1 protein-coding gene is annotated in these 20,630 nt (G+C 69.2%); it reads right to left on the bottom strand.

The features are described from left to right. Positions 1 to 20,630, bottom strand: a 20,630-nt coding sequence (locus tag QH276_RS10540; RefSeq protein WP_280406712.1) for a non-ribosomal peptide synthase/polyketide synthase, incomplete at both ends; no start/stop codon positions are given.

The following is a 20,630-nucleotide window of genomic DNA, read 5'->3' as shown; positions in this document are numbered from 1 at the left end:
CTCGATCGGAGTCGACGGCGCCCGGAACACCTGCGCCTCGAACACCGGCGCCGGCAACGCCCGCCGATCCAGCTTGCCACTGGCATTCAACGGCAACTCGTCGAGCACCACGAACGCCGCGGGCACCATATACGACGGCAGACTGCCGGACAGGTGCGTGCGCAGCGCATCGGTTTCGACCACGGCACCGGCCACCGGCACCACATAGCCGACGAGCTGATCGCCGGTCCGCGCATCGCTGCGCAGCACCACCACGGCCTGCGCGATCTCGTCCACGCCGGTGAGCGCCGCCTCGATCTCGCCCAGTTCGATACGCAGACCGCGCAACTTCACCTGGAAATCGGTTCGGCCCAGGTACTCCAGTTCACCCGCGGGGTTCCAGCGCACCAGGTCGCCGGTGCGGTACATCCGCTCCCCCGTCTCGAACGGGTCGGCGACGAACCGGTCGGCGGACAGGTCCGGCCGCGCCACATACCCGCGGGCCAGCTGTGCGCCCGACAGATACAGCTCACCCGCGACACCCACCGGCACCGGCCGCAACCGGCCGTCGAGCACATACACCCGGGTGTTGAGCACGGGTGCGCCGATCGGCACGGTGGCCGTATCGGCGTCGGTCACTTCGTGATAGGTGACGTCGACCGCGGCCTCGGTCGGACCGTACAGGTTGTGTACCGCGGTACCGGTGAGCTCCCGCAACCGCTGCGCCGGTTTCGGCGGCAACGCCTCACCGGAGGAGAACACCATCCGCAGCGTCGTGCACCGCACCGCACCGGTTCCGGCGTTCGCGGCAGGCAGTGCGCCGACGAAGACAGTGAGCATGGACGGCACGAAGTGCGCCACCGTCACCCGCTCGCTGTCGATGACCTCCGCCAGATACGCGGGATCCCGATGACCGTCCGGCTTCGCCACCACCAACCGCGCACCGACCTGCAACGGCCAGAAGAACTCCCACACCGACACATCGAACGTCGACGGCGTCTTCTGCAACACCACATCATCGGCTTCCAGCCCGTACTCGGACTGCATCCACACCAAACGGTTCACGATCGCCGCATGCGAAACAGCCACACCCTTCGGGCGACCCGTCGAACCCGACGTGAAAATCACATACGCCGTATTGGTGGCCCGCAGCGGCGCCACCCGATCGGCATCGGTGACCGGCTCCTCCGAGTAAGCGGAGAGATCGGCCTCGTCGACCACGACCACCGGCCGCCCGGCCGGCGCGAACCCGTCGGCGGCGCTGGTGAGCACACAGACCGGTGCCGCGGTATCGAGCACATAGTCGATCCGCTCGGCCGGCTGTTCCAGATCCAGCGGCACATACGCACCACCGGCGGTGACGACCGCGTACATCGCCACGACCAGATCCAGCGACCGCCGCATACCGAGCGCCACCGGAACATCCGGGCCCACACCCAGCGCGATCAGATGCCGCGCGAGGCGGTTCACCCGGCCGGCGAACCCGGCGTAGGACAGACCTGTCCCCTCGAACGCCACCGCGGGCGCCACCGGGGTCCGCGCGACCTGGTCGGCGAACAGGCTCGCCAGGGTCGCGGCCGGATCCACCGCACCCACCGGGCCGTAGCCGCTGCGCAGGACATACGACGCCTCCGCCGCGTCCAGCAACGGCAGATCGCCCAGCGGCCGTTCGGGGGTCTTCACCACGGCCTTCAACAGCCGCACGAACCGCCGGCCGAACTGCGCCACCGTGGCCGGATCGAACAGATCGGTCGCGTAGGTGAAGGTCGCGGCGATACCGGCGGTCCCGGCCCGTTCGCTGAGATCCAGCTGCAGATCGAATTTCGCCGTTTCGATCGGCATATCGACCGCACCGATGGTGAGCCCGGGCAGTTCCGCATCGGCCGGCGGGGTGTTCTGCAGCGACAGCATCACCTGGAACAGCGGATGCCGGGCCTGCGACCGCACCGGGTTCAGGATCTCCACCAGCCGTTCGAACGGCAGGTCGGCGTTGCCGAAGGCGGCGATATCGGTTCCGCGCACCGAACCCAGCAGTTCGGTGAACCCGGCCCCCGCATCGACCGGTGTCCGCAGCACCAGGGTGTTGACGAACATACCGATCAGGTCGTCGAGGGCGCGCTCACCACGGCCCGCGACCGGGGTGCCGATCGCGATATCGGTTTCCCCGGACAGCCGGGAGAGCAGCACCGCGAACGCCGCGTGCACGACCATGAACAGGGTCGCGCCTTCGGCCCGCGCCAGGTCGGCCAGCCCGGTGTGGGTTTCCGCGTCGATCTCGAAGACGTGGGTGGCGCCGCGACCGGAGGCGATCGCGGGCCGCGCCCGGTCGGCCGGGAGGTCCAGCTGATCCGGCAGACCGGCCAGTTCCCGCGACCAGTACGCGATCTGTTCGGCGATCACCGATTCGGGATCGTCCTCCGAGCCCAGCACCTGCCGCTGCCACAGCGCGAAATCGGCGTACTGGACTTCCAGCGGCGCCCAGCCGGGGGTGTCGCCCGCGGTCCGCGCCACATAGGCGGTGACCACATCGCGCAGCAGCGGGGTCATCGAGAAACCGTCACCGGAGATGTGGTGGACCACGAAGCCCAGCACATGTTCGGTCGCGTCCAGCCGGTACAGCCCGGCCCGCAACGGCACGCTCGCGGTGACGTCGAACCCGGCCATCACCAGTGCGGCGAGGCGCGCGGGCAGTTCGGCCGGTGTGGTCTCCACCGGGGCCAGTTCCGGCACCGCGTCGACCGCCGGCACCACCTGCTGATACGGGGTTCCGTCCACGTCGGGGTAGAAGGTCCGCAGCGATTCGTGCCGCGCCACCACATCGGCCACGGCGGCCTGCAGGGCGGCCACGTCCAGCGCACCCGACAGCCGCACCGCGACCGGGATGTTGTCCACGAACGAATCCGGGTCGAACCGGTTGAGGAACCACATCCGCTGCTGTGCCAGCGACAGCGGCGCCCGCTGCACGACCTCGCCGGAGGGCAGGGTCTGCTCCGGTCGCGGCTGCGGCACCAGCGGTGCCCGCCCACCGGCCCCGGCGTGCAGGCCGGCCCGCGCGGCGAGACCGGCGACCGTGGACGCCTCGAACAGCATCCGCACCGGCACCGTGGTCTGCAGCGCGGTGCCGAGCCGGGCCGCGATCTGGGTCGCGATCAGCGAGTTACCGCCCAGTTCGAAGAAATCGTCGTCGGCGCCGACCCGGTCCACACCGAGCACCTCGGCGAAGGTCGCCGCCACGATCTCCTCGACCGGGGTGGACGGCGCCCGGAACACCCGGGCCGCGAATTCCGGTTCGGGCAGAGCCCGGCGGTCCAGCTTGCCGGAGGCGTTCAGCGGGAACGCGTCGAGCACCATGAGCGTCGCGGGAACCATATAGCCGGGCAGTTGCGCGGCGAGCGCACCGCGCACCCGGTCGGGATCGATCTGCGCGCCGGCGGCGGGCACCGCGTAACCGACGAGCTGATCGCCGGTGCGCGGATCGTGCCGCAGCACCACCACGGCCTGGCCCACCTCGGGCAGGGCCGCCAGCGCCGACTCGATCTCGCCGAGTTCGATCCGCAGGCCGCGCAACTTCACCTGGAAGTCGGTGCGGCCCAAGTACTCCAGCTCACCGGCCGAGTTCCAGCGCACCAAGTCGCCGGTGCGATACATCCGCTCACCCGCACCGTACGGATTCGCCACGAAACGATCCGCGGACAGATCCGGACGCGCCACATAACCGCGCGCCAGCTGCGTACCCGCGAGATACAGCTCACCCGCGACACCCACCGGCACCGGCCGCAACCGGCCATCCAGCACATACACCCGCGTGTTGAACACCGGCGCACCGATCGGCACCGTGTTCTCGTCCGCGTCGGTGACCTCGTGATAGGTCACGTCGACCGCGGCCTCGGTCGGACCGTACAAGTTGTGCACCGCCGTACCGGTCAGCTGCCGCAACTGCTGCGCGGGCTTACCCGGAAGCGCCTCACCGGAGGAGAACACCAGCCGCAGTGACGCGCACCGCGAGATATCGGATTCGGCGCCGGCGAGCGCGCCCACGAAGACCGTGAGCATGGACGGCACGAAATGCGCCACCGTGACACCTTCGGTGTCGATGACCTCCGCCAGATACGCGGGGTCCCGGTGACCGTCCGGTTTCGCCACCACCAGCCGGGCGCCGATCTGCAACGGCCAGAAGAACTCCCACACCGACACGTCGAACGTCGACGGCGTCTTCTGCAGGATCGCGTCCGCGGCTTCCAGCCCGTACTCGGACTGCATCCACACCAAACGGTTGACGATCGCGGCGTGTGAAACCGCCACACCCTTCGGGCGGCCCGTCGAACCCGACGTGAAGATCACATAGGCGGGGTTCTCCGGACGCAGCGGAGCACGCAACTCGTCCGGCCGCACCGGGGTGCTGTCGAACCCGGTCGTATCGACCGTGTCCAGACGCAGCACCGGTGTACCGGCAGGCACCGGGACCTCGTCCGCGGTGGTGGTCAGTACGCAGACCGGTGCCGCGGTATCCAGCACGTACCCGATGCGCTCGGCCGGATGATCGGGATCCAGCGGCACATACGCACCACCGGCGGTGACGATCGCGTACATCCCGATCACCAGATCCAGCGACCGCCGCACGGACAGGCCCACCAGCGATTCCGGGCCCACACCTGCGGCGATCAGCAGTCGGGCAAGTCGGTTGACCCGCGCGTCGAATTCCGCGTAGGTGAGTTGTTCGCCCTCGAAGACGAGCGCGACCCGGTCCGGGTGCGCAGCGGCGGTGCGGGTGTAGCCGTCGAGCAGCAGCCGCGGTTCCACCGGATGACCGGTGGCATTCCACTGCGTCAGTACCCGGGTCCGTTCGGCGGGGGCGAGGATCTCCAGATCGCCTACCGGTGCCGACGGGCGCGCCACGATCTCACCCAGCAGGCGCAGGAAGCGGTCCGCGAAGCTCTGCGCGGTGGCGTGCTCGAACAGCGCACTGGCGTAGGTCAGATGGCCGGCCAGGCCGTTCGGCGCACCGGTGTCGTCGTAGCTGTCGCCGACAAGCAGGTGCAGATCGTATTGCGAGGTCGCGGTATCGATATCGAGTCCGGCCACGGTGAGTCCGGGCAGTTCCAGGCCGGCTATCGCCAGGTTCTGGAACGTCAGCCCCACCTGGAACAGCGGATGCCGGGCCGTCGACCGTGCCGGGTTCAGCACTTCCACCAGGCGTTCGAACGGTACGTCCGCGTTCGCGAACGCCTCGATATCCCGCTGCCGTTGACGGGCCAGCAGATCGGTGAACGCTTCACCGGGATCCAGCTCGGTGCGGAACACCAAGGTGTTCACGAACATACCGATCAGATCATCGAGGGCCTGCTCGCCGCGACCGGCCACCGGGGTGCCGATGGTGATGTCCTCGGTCCCCGACAACCGTGCCAGCAGGACCGCCAGCGCGGTGTGCACAACCATGAACAGGGTCGCGCCCTGCTGCTGCGCCAAACGCTGCAACCCGGCATGAACCTCGGGCGAGATCCCGATCTCCACCCGGCCACCGGCGAACGACTGCACCGCCGGGCGCGGATGATCCGCGGGCAGATCCAGCTGATCGGGAATCCCGGCCAGCGTCGACTGCCAGTAGGCGAGCTGCCGCGCCGCCAGCGACTCCGGATCGGTGTCGTCGCCCAGTAGCTCCCGCTGCCAGAGCGCGAAGTCCGCGTACTGCACCCGCAGCGGCGCCCAGCCCGGCGCCTCGCCCGCGGCCCGCGCCGCGTACGCGGTCATCAGGTCGCGGGTCAGCGGTGCCACCGAGGAACCGTCACCGGCGATGTGGTGAATCACCATGGCCAGCACGTACTCGTCGGCCGCATCCTCGACCGCGAACAGCGCCACCCGCAGCGGCACCTCTTCGGTGACATCGAACTCGGTGGATACCAGGCCCAGCACAGCCGTTTCCACGGCCGCGGCGGCGACCGTCCGCAACGGCAACTCCGGTACCGCACCGGCGGCGGGCAGGATCACCTGTACCGGGCCCTGCTCGGTCTCGGGATAGTAGGTACGCAGGATCTCGTGCCGCTCGACCAGATCGCCGATCGCGGCCCGCAGGGCGTCCACATCCAAAGCGCCGGTCAGGCGCACGGCGATCGGGACGCTGTAGGCGGCGGACTGCTTGTCGAAGCGGTTGAGGAACCACATCCGCTGCTGCGCCAGCGACAACGGCAACCGCTCCGGCCGCGGCTGCGCCACCAGCTCCGCACGCCCGCCCGAACCCGCATGCTGTTCGGCACGCACGGCCAGCCCGGCGACGGTGGGCGCCTCGAACAGCACGCGCACCGGTACCTGGGTATCCAAGGCCTTGCTCAACCGTGCCGCGACCTGGGTCGCGATCAGCGAGTTACCACCGAGCGCGAAGAAATCGTCGTCCGCGCCGACCCGGTCCACACCGAGCACTTCGGCGAAGACCCCGGCCACGATCTCTTCGATCGGAGTCGACGGCGCCCGGAATTCACGGGCCTCGAATACGGGTTCCGGCAGAGCTTTACGGTCCAGCTTGCCGTTCACGGTCAGCGGCAGCGCGTCGAGTTCGACGAACGCCGCCGGCACCATGTACGACGGCAACCGCTGCGCCAGCTCGGCCTGGATGCGGGCGAGGTCCAACCCGGCACCGCCGGCGGGTACGACATAGCCGACCAGCCGGTCGCCGGTCCGCGGGTCGGAGGACGCAAGCACCGCGGTCTGCGCGACCTCCGGCAACGCCAGCAGCGCCGCCTCGATCTCCCCCAACTCGATCCGGAAACCACGAATCTTCACCTGGAAGTCGGTACGACCCCGGTACTCGAGTTCACCAGCACGGTTCCAAGCGACCAGGTCGCCGGTGCGGTACATCCGCGCACCCGGGGTGAACGGATCGGCCACGAACCGCTCGGCGCTCAGTTCCGGGCGACGGAAGTAGCCGTGCGCGAGTTGCGCGCCGGCCAAGTACAGCTCACCCGACACCCCATCGGGCACCGGCCGCAACCGGCCGTCGAGCACATACACCCGCGAGTTCCACTGCGGCACACCAATCGGCACCGACACCTGATCGGCCGCGGTGACCCGATGCGTCGTGATCGACACCGCGGCCTCGGTCGGACCGTACAGGTTGAACAACCCGATGTTCGGGTGGTCGGCGAGCATCCGCTGCGCCGTCGCCGCGGGCAGCGCCTCACCGATAGCCAGCACCCGTCGCAACGAGGTGGACACACCTGTGCCGTCGGCGGAGAGCAGTGCGTCGAGCATCGACGGCACCACCGTCAACGTGGTCACACCCTCACGGCGCATCAGACCGTTGAGGTACGCGGGATCCCGATGACCCTCCGGCGAGGCGATAACCATCCGGCCACCGCACACCGCAGCGGTCCAGAACTCCCACACCGAGAGATCGAAGGTTGCCGCGGTCTTCAACAGGATCGCGTCCGCGGCATCCAGCCCGAATTCGCTGGTGATATAACGCAACTGGTTCACGACCGCGGCATGCGGCAGCGCCACACCCTTCGGCTGGCCGGTCGAACCCGACGTGAAGATCACATACGCCGTATTCGACGCACGCAACGGCGCGACCCGCTCGGCATCGGTCACCGGCGCGCCGTCGAAGCCACCCAGATCCAGCTCGTCGAGCACCACAACCGGCACACCACCGGTACCGAACCCGGTTTCGGCATTGGTCAGTACACAGACCGGTCCCGCGGTAGCCAGGATGTACTCGCTGCGTTCGGCAGCCTGATCCGGATCCACCGGCACATACACACCACCCGCGACCGACACCGCGTACATCGCGACCACCAGATCCACCGACCGGCGGATCGCCAGCCCGACCCGGACCTCCGGGCCGACCCCGCGCCCGATCAGATACCGGGCCAGACGATGGACCCGCGCACCCAACTCGGCATAGGTCACCTGTGTACCGTCGGCACCCACCAGCGCCACCGCGGCGCCATCGGCCGCGACCGAGGTTTCCAGCAGCGAGACCAGCGTCGCCGCCGAATCCAGTTCGCGGGCAGTGGAGTTCCGCTCGGCCAGCGCGGTCCGCTCGGCCGGGGCCAGGATCTCCAGATCGCCCACCGGCACCGACGGATCCGCCACGATCGCGCGCAGCAAGCGCACGAAGCGGTCCGCGAAACCTTCCACCGTCGCCTCGTCGAACAGGGCGGTGGCATAGGTCAGGTAGCCGGATACGCCTTCGGGGGCGCCGGACGGGTCGTAGGTGTCGCCGATGATCAGGTGCAGGTCGAACTGCGAGATCGCGATATCGAAATCCACACCCGAGACGGTCAGGTCCGGCAGCCGCAGCTCGGTCTGCGCCAGGTTCTGGAATGAGAAGCCCACCTGGAACAGCGGATGCCGCGCGGTGGACCGGACCGGGTTCAGCACCTCGACCAGTCGTTCGAACGGCACGTCCGCGTGCGCGAACGCCTGCAGATCCACTTCCCGCTGGCGCGCCAGCAGATCCGCGAACGATTCCCCGCGCTCCAGCTGCGACCGGAACACCAGGGTGTTGACGAACATACCGATCAGATCGTCGAGCGCCCGCTCACCACGACCCGCCACCGGCGTACCGACGGTGATGTCGTCGGTCCCGGACAACCGCGAGAGCAGTACCGCGAACGCCGCATGCACCACCATGAACAGCGTCGCGCCCTGCTCCTGCGCCAACCGCACGAGCCCGGCATGGGTCTCGGCGTCGATACCGACCGGCACCCGGCCACCGGCATAGGACTGCACCGCCGGCCGCGGCCGGTCCGCGGGCAGCTCCAGCTGATCCGGTACCCCGGCCAGCGCCGAACGCCAGTACCCGATCTGCTGCGCGGCCAGCGACAGCGGATCGGCTTCGTCGCCCAGCAGTTCGCGCTGCCAGATGGAGTAATCGGCGTACTGCACAGCCAGCGGCGCCCAGCCGGGTTCCACGCCGGCGGTCCGCGCGGCGTACGCGGTCATGACGTCCCGGGTCAGCGGCACCATCGAGGAACCGTCGCCGGAGATATGGTGCACGACCATCGCCAGGACGAATTCGTCCGCGGCCCCGTCGATATGCAGGAGCGCCACCCGCAACGGCACCTCGGCCGTCACGTCGAATCCGGTGGCGGCGAGCTCGGACACCGCGGCCACCACGTCGGCCGCGGCCACCGTCCGGACCTCGAGCTGCGGGACGGCATCCCCGGCGGGCAGTACGACCTGCACCGGACCCGACTCGGTCTCCGGGTACACCGTGCGCAGCACCTCGTGCCGCGCCACCACATCGGAGATCGCGGCCCGCAGCGCCTCGACATCCAGCGCCCCGGACAGCCGGATCGCCATCGGAATGTGATACGCCGCCGAGTTCTCGTCGAAGCGGTTCAGGAACCACATCCGCTGCTGCGCCAGCGACAGCGGCGCCGCCTGCACCACGTCACCGGAAGACAGCACCCGCTCCGGCCGCGGCTGCGGCACCAGTTCCGCGCGCCCGCCCGAACCGGCCTGCTCCTGGATCCGGGCGGCAACGGCGGTGACGGTGGAGGCTTCGAACAGCATCCGCACCGGCACCTGGGTATCGAGGGCCGCACCGAGCCGCGCCACGGCCTGGGTCGCGATCAGCGAGTTACCGCCGAGGGCGAAGAAATCGTCGTCCGCGCCGACCCGGTCCACACCGAGCACCTCGGCGAACACCCCGGCCACGATCTCCTCGATCGGGGTCGACGGCGCCCGGAACTCACGGGACTCGAAAACCGGTTCCGGCAAGGCTTTCCGGTCCAGCTTGCCGACCGGGGTCAGCGGGATCGAGTCGAGCACCATGATCGCCGACGGCACCATATAGGCCGGCAGCCGCTCCTCGATATGCGCGGTGAGCGCCGCGATATCGACCGTGTAACCGGGTGCGGCGACGATATACGACACCAGCGAGACCGCCCCCGCGGCGCTCTCGTGGCCGATCGTCACCGCGAAATCGACAGTGTCGTAGGAGGTGAGCGCGTTGTCGATCTCGCCCAGTTCGATGCGGAAGCCGCGGATCTTCACCTGGAAGTCGGACCGGCCTACGTATTCGAGCCGGTATTCGAGTTCACCGGAATCGAGTTCACGCGATGCCCAGCGCACCACGTCACCGGTGCGGTACATCCGTTCGCCCGGCGCGTACGGATTGGCCACGAACCGGTCGGCGGTGAGGCTCGGGCGGGCGTGATAGCCGCGGGTGACCTGGATACCGGAGACATACAGTTCGCCGGCCACGCCGTCCGGTACCGGCTGCAGCCGGTCGTCGAGTACCAGCGAACGGATACCGCGGTTCGGGCCGCCGATCGTCAGGGCGTCACCCGGGCGCAGCGGTTCGCCGATATTGACCACGATGGTGGTCTCGGTGGGGCCGTAGACGTTGTGGAACGCGCGGATCGGCCCGTCCGGACCACCCAGCGGGATGGCCCATTTCGCCAGCAGTTCGGGCGAATACGCCTCACCGCCGACGGCCAGCACGCGCAGGCTGTCCAGCCCGGTCGGGTCGAAGGTGGCCAGTGCCGCCGGGGTGATGAACAGATGGGTCACCTGCTCGTCCCGGATCAGTCGGTAGAGCTCGGCACCGCCGTAGGTGCCCGGCGGCACCACGACCAGCGCACCACCGGAACCGATCGCCAGCAGCAGTTCCATGATGGAGGCGTCGAAGCTGGGCGAGGAGAAGTGCAGGGTCCGGGTATCGGAGTCCATCCGGTACCGCGTGACCTGTTCGGCGGCGAAGTTCGCCAGACCGGCATGCGGAACCACCACGCCCTTGGGCACGCCGGTGGAACCGGAGGTGTAGATGATGTAGGCGGTATTCGCCGGGGTCAGCGGCCGTACGCGGTCCGCGTCGGTCACCACTTCGGCCGAGTATCCGTCGAGCGTCAGCTCGTCGAGCACCAGCCACTCCACCGAATCCGGCAGTTCGGCGCGCGCCCGCGAAACGGTCACACCGATCCGGGTGCCCGAGTCGGTGAGCATATGGGCGATACGCTCGGCGGGATAGGTCGGGTCGATCGGTACGAACGCCGCACCGGATTTGGTCACCGCCCATTCGGCCAGCACGGAATCCGCCGATCGCGGTACCGCGATGGCCACCAGATCCTCGGCGCCCAGCCCGCGCTCGATCAGCACCCGCGCCAAGCGGTTCGAGTACTCGTCGGCCTGCCCGTAGGTCCACCGTTCGTCGGCGAACACCACGGCCGGTGCCGCCGGGTCCACCGCGACCGCCGCGGCCAGCAGTTCCGGCAGCGTGCCGGCCGGTACGGCCGGGCCACCGGTGCGCGACAGAGCGGCCGCGCGTTCGGACTCGTCCAGGATCTCGACCGCGCCGAGTACCACGTCCGGGTCGGCGGCGACCGCGGTGAGCAGCCGCTGCCAGCGGGTCAGCATGCTCTTGGCGGTGGCTTCGTCGAACAGTTCTGTCGCGTAGTTCAGCGCCAGATCCATACCGCCCGACGCGTTCTCGCTGAGCGTGAACTGCAGGTCGAACCGGGCGATATCCTCGGCCAGTTCGAGGCCGGAGACCTCCAGACCCGCCAGGTCGAGCACCGCCTGCTGGTTGTTCTGCAGCGAGAGCGCCACCTGGAACAGCGGGTTGCGGGCCTGCGACCGCTCCGGCGCCAGCAGATCCACCAGCCGCTCGAACGGCACATCGGCATGCGAGAACGCGTCCAGATCGGTCTGCTTGGCGCGATCCAGCAGTTCGGTGAACGTCTCGCCCGAACGGACGGACGTCCGCAGCACGAGCGTGTTGACGAACATGCCGACCAGATCGTCGAGCGCCTGCTCACCACGACCCGCGATCGGCGTACCGACGGCGATATCGTCGCTGCCGGACAACCGCGCCAGCAGCGCGGCCAGCGCCGCGTGCAGCACCATGAACATCGAGGCACCGCGCGCGCGGGCCAGGTCGTCCAAGGTGTGCGTCAGCTCGGCCGGTAGTTCGCCGTGCACGGTGGCGCCACGCAGTGAGGCCACCGCGGGACGCGGCCGGTCGGCCGGCAAGGCCAGCTCGTCCGGTAGGTCCGCCAGGGTGCGCTGCCAGAACGCGATCTGCTGCGCCATCGGCGACCGCGGATCGTCCTCGGCTCCCAGTACCCGCCGCTGCCACAGCGTGAAGTCGGCGTACTGCACCGCCAGCGGGGTCCAGCCGGGGCCGTATCCCGCGGCCCGGGCCGCGTACGCGGTCATCACATCGCGCGCCAGCGGGGTCATCGAGAAACCGTCGGCAGCGATATGGTGCACCACCACCACCAGCACATGCTCGCCGGGCGCGGTGGTGAACAGCCGGATCCGCAGCGGTACCGCCGCGGCCACATCGAAACCGGTGGCCACGAATTCGGTGACCGCCGCGGGCAGTTCACCGGCGTCGACCGCAACCGGAGCCAGCTCGAACTCGACCTGCTCGGCGGGCACGATCGACTGCACGGGGCTGCCGTCGACTTCCGGGAACCACGTACGCAGCGATTCGTGCCGCCGCACCACATCGGCGACCGCCGCGCGCAGCGCCGCCACATCCAGCTCACCGGTGAGGCGGATCGCCATCGGCAGGTTGTAGGCCACCGACGAGGTGTCGTACTGGTTCAGGAACCACATCCGCTGCTGCGCGAACGACAGCGGCACCCGTTGCGGGCGCGGGCCCGCGACCAGCGCGGGACGCCCGTCCCCGCCGGCCTGTTCCACCCGGACGGCCAGCGCCGCCACCGTCGGCGCCTCGAACAGCGCGCGCACCGGCACGCTGGTCTCCAGCGCCGCCCCGATCCGCGCCGCGACCTGAGTCGCGACCAGCGAGTTACCGCCGAGCTCGAAGAAATCGTCATCGGCGCCCACGCGGTCGACGCCGAGCACCTCCGCGAACGTCGCGGCCACGATCTCCTCGATCGGTGTGGAGGGCGCGCGGAACACCTGCGCCTCGAACACCGGCGCCGGCAACAGTTTCCGGTCCAGTTTCCCGGAGGCGTTCATCGGGAACGCGTCGAGCACTACGAACGCCGCGGGCACCATATAGCCGGGCAGTTCGGCACGCAGTGCGGACCGCACCGCCTCCGGATCGATCGTCCGGCCGGTCTCGGGCACCAGATAGGCCACCAGCTGGTCGCCGGTGCGTTCGTCGGTGCGCATGACCACCACGGACTGCGCGACCTCCGGCAGATTCGCCAAGGCCGTCTCGATCTCGCCGAGCTCGATGCGCAGACCACGCAACTTCACCTGGAAGTCGGTGCGGCCCAGGTACTCCAGCTCACCCTCGGCGTTCCAGCGCGCCAGATCGCCGGTGCGATACATGCGCTCGCCGGTGCCGAAGGGGTTCGCCACGAACCGGTCACCGGTCAGGTCGGGGCGGTACAGATACCCACGCGCCAGCTGCGCGCCACCCAGATAGAGCTCACCCGGGACACCCGGGGGCACCGGCTGCAACCGGTCGTCGAGCACGTAGGCCTGGGTATTGAACGACGGGGCGCCGATCGGCACGGTGACCGTATCGGCCTCGGTCACTTCGTGGTAGACGAGGTCGACCGTGGTTTCGGTGGGGCCGTACACATTGTGGAGCCGGGCCGAAGTGAGTTCGCGCAGCCGGCGCGGCAGATCGGTCGGCCACGCTTCACCGCCGACGAAGATCTGGCTCAGGTTCGACCAGGCGCCCGGATCCGTTTCGGACACGATGACCGACAGCATCGACGGCACGAACTGTGCCGCGGTGACACCCTCGTCCCCGATGATCCGCGCCAGATAGCCGGGATCGCGATGGCCGTCCGGCCGGGCGACCACGAGCCGGGCACCGACCTGCAGCGGCAGGAACAGCTCGCGGATCGACGCGTCGAAGGTGACCGGCGCCCGCAGCAGCATGACATCGGCGGCCCCGATCCCGTACCGGGCGTGGTTGCTGACGAGGCAGTTCACGACCGCCTCGTGCGCCACCGCGACACCCTTCGGCCGGCCCGTCGAACCGGAGGTGAAGATCACGTACGCGGTGTTGCCCGGGCGCAGCGGCCGGTGCCGGTCGGCGTCGGTGAGCGGGGCGGCGGAGAACTCGGTGAGATCGAGCCGGTCGATCCGCACCTGGTTCGCCACGACCGGGTCCAGGTCAGCGCCGGAGGTCAGCACGCACAGTGGTCGCGCGGTGTCGAGGATATGCCCGAGCCGCTCGATCGGCTGGTCGGGATCCAGCGGCACGTACGCGCCGCCGGCGGCGATCACCGCGTACATACCGACGAGGAGATCGAAGGACCGCTGCATACCGAGGGCCACATGCACCTCGGGGCCCACCCCGGCGCGATGCAGCCACCGGGCCAGCCGGTGTACCCGCGCCGCGAAGTCGGCGTAGGACAGATTCGTCCCCTCGAACGTCAGCGCGACGGCGTCCGGCGTCCGGGCGACCTGCGCCTCGAACAGCGCCACCAGGGTGGCGCTCGCGTTACCCGGGGTTTCGGTGAGCGCCGTCTCCACCGGGAACTCGGTGGCATTCCACCGGTCCAGAACCAGCGACCGCTCGGCGGTATCCATGATCTCGATATCGCCGACCGATACCGCCGGCTCGCCGATCACGGCGCGCAGGACCCGCACGAACCGCCGGCTGAACTCGGCCACATACGACTCGTCGAACAGATCGGTGGCGTAGGTGATCGAGGCATCCATCCCCGACCCGTCCGGCGCCGCATCGCTCAGGGTGAGCACCAGATCGTATTTCGAGGTCGGCGCTTCGACATTCAGGTCGGTCATGGTGAGACCGGGCAGTTCCAGGCGCGATTCACCGAGGTTCTGGAACGCCAGCATCACCTGGAACAGCGGCTGGCGCGATTGCGACCGCACCGGGTTCAGCACCTCGACCAGCCGCTCGAACGGCACATCGGCGTGCGCGAAGGCGTGCAGGTCGCGATCGCGCACATGCGCGAGCAACTCCGTGAACGGGGCGGCGGTATCGACCTGGGTCCGCAACACCAGCGTGTTGACGAACATGCCGACCATATCGTCGAGCATGCGGTCACCGCGCCCGGCGATCGGGATACCGATGGGGATATCGGTGGTACCGCTGAGCCGGGCGAGCAGGATGGCGAAACCGCTGTGCAGCACCATGAACAGGGTCGTACCCTGCGCTTTGGCCAGCTCGTCGAGCTCCTGCACCACATCCCCGGGCACCACGAACCGGTGGGTCGCCGCCTGTTCGCTGGCGACCGCGGGGCGGGGGCGTGCGGACAGCCGGAGTTCGTCGGGGATTCCGGCCAGCTCCGCGCGCCAGAAGTCGAGCTGTGCGGCAGCCAGCGAACCCGGGTCCTCCTCGGAGCCGAGCAGTTCCCGCTGCCAGATCGCGTAGTCGATGTACTGCACCGGCATCGGCGTCCAGTCCGGGGCCTGCCCGGCGGTCCGCGCCGCGTACGCGATCATCAGATCACGGCTCAGCGGATGCATCGAGAAACCGTCGGCCGCGATATGGTGCACCACACCGACCAGGACGTGGTCGTCCTCGCTCAACCGGTACACCCGCATCCGCACCGGGGGTTCGACGGTGAGATCGAAGCCCAGGCAGACGAATTCGTGGATCGACGCGAGCAGTTCGTCACCGAGGTCGGCACCGGCGCCGCCGCGGAACTCGCGGACCTCCACGCCCGGAACCGCTTCGGCCGGCGGCAGCACCTGCTGATAACCGACGCCGTCGTGCGACGGGTACACCGTGCGCAGCGATTCGTGCCGGGCGATCACATCGCCGACCGCCTCGATCATCGCGGGTACATCGAGCGTGCCCTGCAACCGCAGGACGACCGGGATGTTGTCGACCGGCGACTCCGGTTCGAAGCGGTTGAGGAACCACATACGCTGCTGCGCCTGCGACAGCGGCGGCCGCTCCGGCCGCGGCCGCGGCGCCAGGACCGGGCGCCCACCGGCACCGGCCTGCTGCTCCACCCGCGCGGCCAGAGCGGCCACGGTCGAATCCTCGAACAGCATCCGCACCGGCACCTGGGTGTCGAGGGCGGCACCGATCCGGGCGGCGACCTGGGTCGCGATCAGCGAGTTACCGCCGAGCGCGAAGAAATCGTCGTCGGCGCCGACCCGGTCGGTGCCGAGCAGCTCGGCGAACACCCCGGCCACGATCTCCTCGATCGGGGTCGAGGCGGCCCGCGAGCCCGCGGATTCGAACACCGGCGCGGGCAGGGCGCGGCGGTCCAGTTTCCCGTTGATGGTCAACGGGATCCGATCCAGCACGACGAGCGCGGACGGCACCATATAGGACGGCAGTCGCTGTCCCGCACCTTCGCGGATCGCCTCGAGATCGGGTTCGGTGCCGCTGTCCGGCACCACATAGCCGACGATCCGGTGATCGCCCGGCTTGTCCTCGCGGACGATCACCGCGGCCTGCGCGACGCCGGGCTGGGCGAGTACCGCGGCCTCGATCTCACCGAGTTCGATACGGAAACCGCGCACCTTCACCTGGTCGTCGGCGCGGCCGAGGTATTCGAGTTCGCCGGAACGGTTCCAGCGCGCGAGGTCGCCGGAACGGTAGAGGCGGGCACCGGGTTCGCCCAGCGGGTCGGCCACGAAACGCGCCGCCGTCAGGTCCGGGCGGCCCAGATAGCCGCGCGAGAGCTGCACACCGGAGATGTACAGTTCGCCCGCGACGCCCACGGGCACCGGCCGCAGCCGGTCGTCCAGCACATAGGTTTTCAGGCCGGCCAGCGCGCGGCCCACCACGCTGCCGGCCGCGCCGGCGATGGTGGCCGCGTCGAGGGCGCGGTAGGACACATGCACCGTGGTCTCGGTGATTCCGTACATATTCACCAGCAGCGGCGACGCGGTTTCCCGGCCGTCGATCAGCTGGGTGCGCCCGGCCGTACCGTCACCGTGGCGTTCGACCCAGTCGGCGAGCCGGCGCAGTTCCAGCGCCTCGCCGCCGAATACCACATAGCGCAGGGCCAGCGGGCGATCGTCGGCCGCGGTGCGGTCGGCCTCGGCCAGCTGGTAGAACGCCGACGGCGTCTGGTTCAGCACCGTGACGCGTTCGGCGCGCAGCAGTTCCAGGAATTGCTGCGGCGACCGCGAAACGTAGTAGTCGACGACCACGAGGGTGCCGCCGAACAGCAACGGACCCCACAGCTCCCACACCGAGAAGTCGAACGCGTAGGAGTGGAACAGCGTCCACACATCATCGGCGCCGAAGCCGAATTCGCGTTCGGTATTGGCGAACAACCGCACCACGTTGCGGTGCGGTACCGCGACGCCCTTGGGGCGTCCGGTGGAACCGGAGGTGTAGATGACGTAGGCGGTGTTATCCGGCCGCAGCGGCGCGAGCCGGTCGGCGTCGGTGATCGGACCGTCGTCGGCGTCCTCGATATCGCCGGCCTCCACCGCGAATCCGTCCACCGCGATCCGCGAGGTACCGGCGGGCAGGTCCACCGGCACGGTCGAATCCAGGACCACCGTGGCCGGGCGCGCGTCGCCGAGCACATACGCGAGGCGTTCGGCCGGCGAATCCGGATCCACCGGTACGTAGCCGGCGCCCGATTTGATCACCGCGAGCAGCGCGACCACCAGATCCAGCGACCGCGGCAGCAGCACCGCGACCAGGCTCTCGGGTCCGGCGCCCTCGGCGATCAGACGCCGTGCCAGCACATTCGCCCGGCGGTCCAGCTCGCTGTAGCTGAGCCGGTCGTCGCCGAACTTCACCGCGGTCCGCTGCGGATGCTCGCTCGCGGCCACCTCGAAAAGGCTTGCCAGGGTGGCGGTTCCGGGATGATCGACCGCGCGGCCGGCCACGCTGAACACGCCCGGAGCGGCGTCGGCGCGGGTTCCGGTCCACCGCTGCACCACATTCGTACGCTCGGCTTCACCCAGCAGGTCGATATCGCCGACCGCGACACCCGGATCCCGGGCGACGGCGCGCAGGATCCGCAGCAGCCGCTCGGCGAAACCGGCCACCGTCTCCGGATCGAACAGGTCGGTGGCGTACGACCACTGCATATGCAGGCTGCCGTCGGTCGGACCCTCGGTCCCGACCGCGAGCTGCAGATCGAATTTCGCCAGACCGGGGTCGAATTCGACGACCTCGAGTTCGAGACCCGGCAGCGCCACGGTCCGCGCATCGGCCGCCGACGCCGCCTCGAACGACAGCGCCACCTGGAACAGCGGATGATGCGCCTGCGAGCGGCGCGGATTCAGGATGTCGACCAGCCGCTCGAACGGGATATCGGCATGGGCGAAGGCCGCCAGGTCGGTCCGGCGAACCTGGGCGAGCAGTTCGGTGAACGGCATCGCCGGGGACACCTCGGTGCGCAGCACCAGGGTGTTGACGAACATACCGACCAGCTCGTCGAGCACCTGTTCACCGCGGCCGGCGATCGGGGTGCCGATCGCGATATCGCTACTGGCGGCCATTCGGCTCGACCAGGCCGCCAGCACGGCGTGCACCAGCATGAACAGCGTGGTGCCCTGCGCGCGGGCCAGGTTCTCCAGCTCGGCGCGCAGCTCCGCGTCCACGGCGAAATCGTGGACGGCGCCGGCATTGGAGGCGATCTCCGGGCGCGGCCGATCGGTGGGGAGCTCCAGCTGATCGGGCAGATCCCGCAGGGTTTCGACCCAGTAGGCCACCTGCTGGGCGGCGACGGATTCCGGATCGTCCTCCGCACCCAGCACCGCACGCTGCCAGAGTGTGTAATCGGCGTACTGCACCGGCAGCGGCGCCCAGCCGGGCTCCACGCCGCGGCTGCGATCGCTGTAGGCGACGACCAGGTCGCGCAGCAGCGGGCGCGGCGAGAAGCCGTCGGCGCTGATGTGGTGGGCGACGAGGACGAAGACATAACTGTTCTCGTCCGTCCGCAGCAGGGTCGTCCGGAACGGCGGGGTATCGGTGACATCGAAGAACACCCCGGCCAGTTCCAGGATCCGGGCGGGCAGTTCCGCCTCGGTGACCGGTTCGGGGGTCAGGTCGAAGACCACGTCGTCGGCGGGCAGCACCTGCTGATAGCCGACACCGTCGACCTCGGGGTAGACGGTCCGCAGCACCTCGTGCCGGGCGACGACATCGGCGATGGCGGCACGCAGCGCGTCCACATCGAGATCGCCGGTGAGGCGGATGGCGAACGGGATGTTGTAGGCGGCCGAGGCGCGATCGAACCGGTTGAGGAACCACATCCGCTGCTGCGCCAGCGACAGCGGCACCCGCTCCGGGCGCGGCTGCGGCACCAGCGCGGCACGCCCGCCGGCGCCCACATGCTCCTGGACGCGCGCGGCGAGCGCGGTCACGGTGGCGGCTTCGAACAGCGCACGCACCGGCACCTGCGTATCCAGTGCGGCACCCAGCCGGGCGGCGACCTGGGTCGCGATCAACGAGTTACCACCGAGTGCGAAGAAATCGTCATCGGCACCGACCCGGTCGACGCCGAGAACGTCGGCGAAGACACCGGCCACGATCTCTTCGACCGGAGTCGAGGCCGCGCGGAACTCGCGGGTCTCGAACACCGGCTCGGGCAGAGCCTTCCGGTCCAGCTTGCCGGAGGTGTTCAACGGGAAGGCGTCCAGCGCGACGACTGCCGCCGGGACCATATAGGTCGGCAGCACCTCACGGACAGCCTCGAGCAGAGCCGTCTGCACGATTTGCTCGCCCGGCGCCGGTACGACGTAGGCGACCAGCTGCTCGCCCAACTGCGACCCGGCCACGGTGACCACGGCCTGGCTCACCTGCGGCTGCGCCAGCAACGCCGACTCGATCTCACCCAACTCGATACGCTGACCACGGAACTTCACCTGGAAATCCGTACGACCCAGATACTCCAGCACCGGTTGACCATCGACACGCGTCCACCGCACGAGGTCACCCGTGCGGTACATCCGCGCGCCGTCGTCGAACGGACTCGCCACGAACCGATCCGAACTCAGATCCGGACGCGTCACATACCCTCGCGCCAGCTGGTCACCGGCCAGGTACAGCTCACCCGTGACACCCTCGGGCACCGGATGCAACCGCGAATCCAACACATAGACACGGCTGTTCCACTGCGGCACACCGATCGGCACACTGCCCGGCTCGGCACCCGTGGCCTGCCAATACGTGATCGACACCGCGGCCTCGGTCGGGCCGTAGAGGTTGTGCACCGCAGCATCGGAGATCGCGTGCATCGCGGTCACCGTCTCCGGCGGCAACGCCTCACCGATCACGAACACATGCTGCAGCGACGGGATCGAACCAGCAGCGGTATGCGCGGCGAACACCGTCAACATCGACGGCACGAAGTCCGTCACCGTCACGTCCTGCTCGGCGATCACCCGAGCCAGATACGCCGGATCACGATGACCATCCGGCGTGGCGACAACCAGACGGGCACCCGCAGCCAGCGGCAGGAAGTAACCCCACAACGACACATCGAACGTGGTCGCGGTCTTCTGCAGGTAGACGTCACCCGTATCCATCGGGTATTGCGCAAGCATCCACGCGACCTGATTACTGATCGCCGAATGCGGCACAGCCACACCCTTCGGGCGACCCGTCGAACCCGACGTGAAGATCACATACGCCGTATTCGACGCCCGCACCGGCGCCAACCGATCCGCATCGGTGACGGTCAGGGCGTCGTAACCGCTGGTGTCGAGGGTGTCCAGCTCCAGTACGGGCACACCTGTCCCCTCCGGAACAGCACCCGCATCAGCAGCAGTGGTCAGCAGACAGACCGGTGCCGCGGTATCCAGGATGTAACCGATCCGCT

Origin of the sequence: Nocardia carnea (genome assembly GCF_029869215.1) — a bacterium.
In the GTDB taxonomy this organism is placed as follows: Bacteria; Actinomycetota; Actinomycetes; order Mycobacteriales; family Mycobacteriaceae; genus Nocardia; species Nocardia carnea_B.
This window is presented reverse-complemented; position numbering and strand designations above follow the sequence as displayed.